Origin of the sequence: Methylobacterium sp. J-059, assembly GCF_022829485.1 — a bacterium.
Taxonomy (GTDB): domain Bacteria; phylum Pseudomonadota; class Alphaproteobacteria; order Rhizobiales; family Beijerinckiaceae; genus Methylobacterium.
Window position 1 is genome coordinate 1 of the sequence record NZ_JAKSYA010000011.1, and the last position, 6,125, is coordinate 6,125.

The window sequence follows — 6,125 nt, forward strand, 5'->3', positions numbered from 1 at the left end:
CGAGGCCGAGATCGGCTGGGCGCCGTCCAAGACCTTCGAGCAGGCGCTGGAGGAGACCGTGCGCTGGTACCTCGACAACGCGGCCTGGTGGCGCCCGATCCGGGAGGGCCGCTACGCCGGCGAGCGCCTCGGCCTCGCCCCAGCCGCTTGACCGAGCGCTCGCGACGCCTTCGACATCAGCATCGAGCGAGAGGGCGCTCCGTTATCTGAAACACGTGAGCGGCCAAATCGTACTTCGCACGCCGCTCCGTGCTCAGCCTCGCATAGGCAACCCGATCCTTCATGAAGTAGGCGTTGGCGCACACCAGGTCTCCATCGAAAGCCGGAACCTCTTCGATGCGCTTCAATCGCAACCCGAAAGGTTCGAGCTGGGCGATCAAGTCGTGAAACAACGCTTGCCGTTTGTAAACGGGATAGAAGAATACCTCCGTCTCGATGCCGATGACGTTGTGAAGCAGCGACCCGAACCCTTCGAGAACATGGCTCTCGTAGCCTTCGACGTCGATCTTGATGACGTCCGGAACGGGCGCCTTGCCGGCATCGACGAGGCCATCGTAGCGGGCACATTCGATCTCGACCGTATCTTTGACGTGATAGCTGGCCGCGATCTGATAATCGCTGAGGAATGCCGAGTTCGCCTCGAGTATCGACGTGCAGCCATAATGCTCGCCGATATGGAGCTGCTGCGGACCATTCCGGTCGGCCAGGCCGGTCTCGATCACGAAGGACTTTTCGAAGGCGGAGAGCTGATCGCGCAGGCGACGCGCCTCTTCGGGATTCGGCTCGAACAGCACCGGTATGATATTGTCTTGCTGTCGCAACCATTTCGGCTGGATGCCCTTCGATGCACCGACATCGACGAAATGAATCTTATGTTCCAAGCGGATTTTGCGCGATGGAAGGGGAACGATCTCTTCCAAAGCTTCTGATATGAGTGCGTAAGCCTTCTGTCTTAGATACGGCATCGTGCGCTCCACGGCTTCTCGACCAGTAGCAGCGGATCCGAACGAGAAATCAATTTCAAATCGGTACTTAGCCTTCTTGGCTCCAGCGCGCGCGAGCCGTTTTCCGTTCCTGTCGCGCCGTCGTGGCGGTATCCGGCGGCGAGGTCGCATCGATACGCTTGCATCGTGAAGTCGGCGAAGATTTTCCGGATCGCGCGCTGGAGATCCGGGATGGCGCGGGGAGCGGCGGCGCGCAGGCAGGCCTTCAGCTTGGCAAAAGCCTCCTCATCCTGCGCTTGTCGATGGATCGATCGGGTCGACGTCGGGGCGGTCGAGCGGTCGCTGGCGGCTCCGTGCGCCGGCCGCCGCGAGCCCCCGCGGACACCGGCGACCTTGTGGAGGTTCAGGTCGTCGAGGATGACGGTGTCGCGCCGCTCCAGCTTTGGGACCAGCCTGTCGGTGCCGTCGGAGCGAAACCAAGCCCCGTCCCCGGCCCGATCACGCAGGGCGACGGCCGTGGGACCGCCGGTGATAAGGGTGGCGGCGGTCTCGTGATGCCCGTGCGGGACGGCAGCGCGCACCGCGCGGAGCCCGGCCTCGGCGGCAGGCGACCGCCGTGTGGGTGGCCGTCGCGTCGCGGACGGTCGATCCGTCCGGATTGAGGCCGAGCCGCCCCTCGAACCAGTCTTGCCCGGTTGCTCTCGCGTCCGCTCGTTCCTGCTCCGATGCCGCCGGAAGACGCGCACCGGCCGCCGGTGCCGGTCGGCACGCCGTGCCCGCCAGGGCATCGCACGGCGCCGTGCAGGACGATCTTCGAACCCGCCTCGTAGCGGCCCGGGATCAGGTCGGCATGCGTTTCGGTGCACCGCGAGGCATGACCGCCACCCGACCGCATTCGTCCCTCGGCTATCGGCCGCCTGCGCCCACCAGCTTCCCGAATCCGGCCTTCCGGCTACCCATGACCGCGACCATGCAGCAGCCGCGCAACTGGCCCGGTCCGAAATACGAGCCTGGGCAAACCCGAGCACCGATCCCGCGTCGCCGGCAGCCCCGCCGGCCCGGTCCGGGCGGGGTGTGACCGCGCGCATCCGTCCCCATGACGGTCCCTGCAACCTGCGAAGCGGGGAGGCGCGGGGGGCTACGGGGGAGGACATGGTGGTGGGCCCGGCAGGACTCGAACCTGCAACCAGACCGTTATGAGCGCAACGACTTCCCTCAAATAGCAGAGAAAGCAGACGAAATCGGAGAGGACAGATGTAGAACGTTCGCGCTCGGTTCCAACGTATCATTGGCGAAACGTTGGTTCGTTTCGCCGGCAGGGCAGGACGTCGCCACCCGTCCAGCTCTGGGTGTGACCGAGCCGGAGGGGAGGGGCGGATCGGGACCTTCGGGGCGGTTAATCACCCGGCTACGAATGCTGGACCGAACAGTAGGAACAATGCGAGGCGGGGTTTAGACGCTTTTGTGATCGCGGAGCTGCGCGAAAAGATTTTATTTACTATAATTTTCAACAGGCAGGAAACCCTTTGCACGCAATATTATTGCATGCAATCTCTGCTCATATCCTTAGTTGATAGCCAATCCCTCAGCTTTATTGTCGCCGCAGCGACTATTTGCACCTTCAGTGCGTGGCTGTTGGTATCTCTCATCCACTATGCAGAGGTTGGTAGCACAACCACCCGGCGATGGTGGTTGCTTGGAACGGCCGTCGTTGCGGGCACTAGTGTCTGGACGACTCATTTTGTGGCGATGCTAGGGTACCGGACCGATCTCGTCCTAAGTTACAACTTTAACACGACGATGGTCTCCGCCGCTGCAGCAATCGTCGCGGTAGGCCTACCATTCGCCCTTTCGATCATATGCCCACGGGGATGGATGCGCCTTGTTGCCGGAGCTGCGTCAGGCCTGGGGATCGGCGTTATGCACATCAGCGGGATGGCCGCGCTGGAAAACTGCGGCCAGGTTCAGTCGCTTGGCTTCAACGTCCTCGCCTGCTTGATCGGCGCTGCCTGCATGGCGCTCGCGCTCGTGCGTCCGGGGCGAACTGGATCACGGCTGGTGACCACGTCGCTGATCGTCGTCGCGGTTTGTGGGACGCATTTCGTCTCGATCGCGGGCACGGTCTTGACCGGGGAGCGCGTCGATCAGCTCCTTCCCGGCGTACAGGTCGCACTCAGTGTTCTTGCCGCGACAGGCGCCGCCATCCTTCTGTTCGGGACGCTTCTCGCTCTAACTGCAGCTAAGCGCTTTGATACCCAAGAAACTGAACACGCTCGTGTTCTCGCGACGGCACTGCAAAAGATGTCGAACGGGATCCTCAAGGTATCTGCTTCCGAGATCGTGGAGCTCTACAATGAGCGCCTCTGCGCGATGCTCAAGCTCGCGCCAAGCGACATGGCCAGTGGAATGAGGTTGGCAGCCTTCCTCGAGTGTGTGGGTCGGGCGAATGGTTGGGAGGCAGACCGCGTCGCCAGGGTGCTGGCAAACCACCGAGCCTGGATGGCCAGGGACGACGAGACTCGCGTCGAGCACAGCTTCGAGGATGGCCGGATCCTGTCCATCGCTTGCCAGCCCATCGAGGATGGTGCGGTGCTCACCTTCGACGACATCACGCAAGCAAAACAGGCGCAGCGCGAGATCTCCCTGCTTGCCTATCACGATCCGCTAACAGGCTTGGCCAACCGTCGGTCGCTGCTCGAACGCCTGGCGCAAGCGCATGACGAGGAGCAACCCTCCACGCTGTTGCTGATCGACCTCGACCGGTTCAAGGCCGTCAACGACACCTTCGGTCACGGGATCGGCGATCGCCTTCTTGTCAGCGTGGCATCACGGCTGTCCGAGCTGGCGGGGGAGACCGCTTTCGTCGCTCGCCTGGGCGGTGACGAAATGGCGTTGATCGCTCGTATGGACGCCGAGGTAGCTATGAGCTTGGCCGAGCGCATCGTCATCGCGATCGAGAAGCCGTACGCGTTCGACGATCTGACCATCGTGATCGGCTGCAGCATCGGCGTGTGCAGCACCGAGGACCGGGCGAGCCCAACAGATCTGATGCAGCGAACGGACATCGCGCTGTACGAGGCCAAACGCCAAGGTCGAGGTCGTGCGACGCGCTACACCCCTGGGATGATCGAGGCCGTCGCGGATCGGCATCTCCTCGAAAGCGACATCCGGTTCGCCCTGTCCGAGGGTCAGTTCCATCTCGCGTACCAGCCCATCATGGCGCTCGCCGACGACACCATCCTGGGCTTCGAAGCGCTTATTCGCTGGCCGCATCCAACGCGGGGGCTCGTCTCCCCGGCGACCTTCATCCCGTTGGCGGAAGAGACAGGGTTGATCCTGCCGATCGGGCGCTGGGTGTTGGAAGAGGCCTGCCGGCAGGCTGTAGCTTGGCCAACTGATCAGCATGTCGCGGTCAACATCTCGGCCGTGCAGTTCCGTTCGCCGATGCTGCTCGCTCATATCACTTCCGCCCTGGCGAAAAGTGGGCTGCCGGCGAGCAGACTGGAGATCGAGCTGACGGAGACGGCACTGGTCGAGGACGGGCCTCAAATTGCGCACACCTTGTTGGCGCTGCGCGAACTCGGCATCAAGATCGCGATGGACGACTTTGGGACGGGGTACTCGTCTCTTGCTCATCTGCGGGACCTGCCGCTGGACAGGATCAAGATCGACCGCAGCTTCGTTGCAGCAGCTTTGGAAGATAAGCATTCGATGGCGGTCGTCAAAGCGATCACGCAGATGGGGCGTGACATGAACATTCTGACGATCGCTGAAGGTGTTGAGGATGCGAATCAGCTCGCCCTTCTAAGAGCGCTCGATTGCGATGCCGTTCAGGGATACCTGATCGGTCACCCGGAACGCTTGATCTCAGTGTTTAAGAATGGTGCACAAGTTCGTGCCGCTTGAGTGATCCTCTGCCGCGGGACAACTCAGGCGATCGACACACAGTTCATATCCCGCGAAGCTTGAGTCTTCGAAGTAGCTGCTAGGGTCCGATACGACGTCTATTACGCCACCTTGGCCGGCGGCATCGCGCCATCGAAGCGCCAGCCATCGAACCCGCTGGTACGCGAGGCGGCGATCGACTTCCTCGATTGGTTCGGCGAGGACACCATCGCCCTCGGCTGGATGGCCACCAGCCTGTTCGGCCTTTACCCGCCCCTCGGCGTGGTCCGCGTCGACTACTAGGGCTGCCCTTTGATCAAGGCCCGCTGTGTCGAGGCGATCGGCGACACCTAGATCCGGTACGGCAACCAGACCTTTCGGCGGGACCGTCTGGGGCATCCCGTTGGCGTGCCGGCCTAGCAGGCTGCGTGGTAGGCGGCAGGCACGAAAAAGCCCGCCACGGCGGCAACCGGGCGGGCTGAGGTGATGTCAGGGCCAGAGGAACCCCTTCGATGGCCGGGTCGTAGCGTGAGCTGGTTAATGGATGACGAAAAAGCCCCGCGCAGCGGATGCCGGCGGGGCTAAGCGGTCTCTGTGAGGGCAGGTACCTAGGGCGCAGGCCCGGACACGTCATCCGTCCGGTGGAGGATCGCGCGAGGCTGCGAGGTCCCGCAGGACCGCCACCGGCACCAGCACGGCGATCGCTCCGCTCAGGACTTCCATCCAGGAGCGACCGCTCATGAAGGCGTTCAGCTCGACACCTACCCTGCGGCTGCTATCCTGCCGGGATGCGCATAGCCCTTACCGCCCTCGCTCTCGTCGCTATGGCCGGAGGTGCCAGCGCACAGCAGCAGATGCCGACCGTCCCGGAGTTGCTGACGGCTGAAAGTAAGGCCTCGCAAGCGTGTGAGGGCTCAGGAGATGCTGACGTCGCCCGAGAGCAATGCCGTCTCCGCGACCGTCTGAGCGGCCGCCTGGCGCAAGCCGGCTACTGCTGGGGTCGCAAAGGCCAAACCGACGAGAAGAAGCAGTCGCACGCCTGCCAGCCGGACTCGATCTATGAAGACGATATCGAGGCGGTGCAGAGCTGAAGCCTTTCCACTCCAGGCAACAACCGCGGCCGCCAAGGCAGCTGGGGTTCATGCTGCGGCTTTGATCCAGCATTTGCCAATGCCCTACACCCTTACACGCCTGGCCCCTGGTAGCTTCGATCTCATCATCGACGGCTAAGTGGTCGGCAGCCTGGTCCGCGATGTGTCGCGGGACGGGTACGAAGGCGATTGGACCGCCGAACCC

The 6,125-nt window shown here is 63.0% G+C and carries 4 protein-coding genes and 1 pseudogene; 3 read left to right on the forward strand and 2 right to left on the reverse strand.

All coding sequences use genetic code 11. The features are described from left to right. A pseudogene (locus MKK55_RS00240) lies at positions 1-151 on the forward strand (dTDP-glucose 4,6-dehydratase); the annotation flags it as partial. A 25-nt stretch (positions 152-176) separates the two neighbouring features. Here the strand turns inward: MKK55_RS00240 and MKK55_RS00245 are convergent. Together MKK55_RS00245 and MKK55_RS00250 are read right to left on the reverse strand one after the other, a co-directional pair. Beyond that, the gene (locus tag MKK55_RS00245) at positions 177-977 is read right to left on the reverse strand and encodes an FkbM family methyltransferase (RefSeq protein ID WP_243932690.1); all 801 of its coding nucleotides are present in this window, start codon (positions 975-977) and stop codon (positions 177-179) included. After that, positions 953-1,525: a hypothetical protein gene (locus tag MKK55_RS00250; RefSeq protein ID WP_243932692.1), complete on the reverse strand. Its 573-nt coding sequence runs from the start codon at positions 1,523-1,525 to the stop codon at positions 953-955. Before MKK55_RS00250 ends, MKK55_RS00245 begins: the two co-directional genes overlap by 25 nt. A gap of 883 nt (positions 1,526-2,408) precedes the next feature. On the opposite strand from MKK55_RS00250, the gene MKK55_RS00255 reads away from it, so the two are divergent. Both MKK55_RS00255 and MKK55_RS00260 read left to right on the forward strand, forming a co-directional pair. Further along, positions 2,409-4,850 (forward strand): putative bifunctional diguanylate cyclase/phosphodiesterase, encoded by a 2,442-nt coding sequence (locus tag MKK55_RS00255; protein WP_243932695.1) that lies wholly within the window; start codon positions 2,409-2,411, stop codon positions 4,848-4,850. 111 nt (positions 4,851-4,961) lie between these two features. Then, positions 4,962-5,132 carry a hypothetical protein gene (locus MKK55_RS00260; protein ID WP_243932697.1) on the forward strand — a complete coding sequence of 57 codons (171 nt, stop codon included), beginning with the start codon at positions 4,962-4,964 and terminating at the stop codon, positions 5,130-5,132. Positions 5,133-6,125 lie beyond the last annotated feature (993 nt).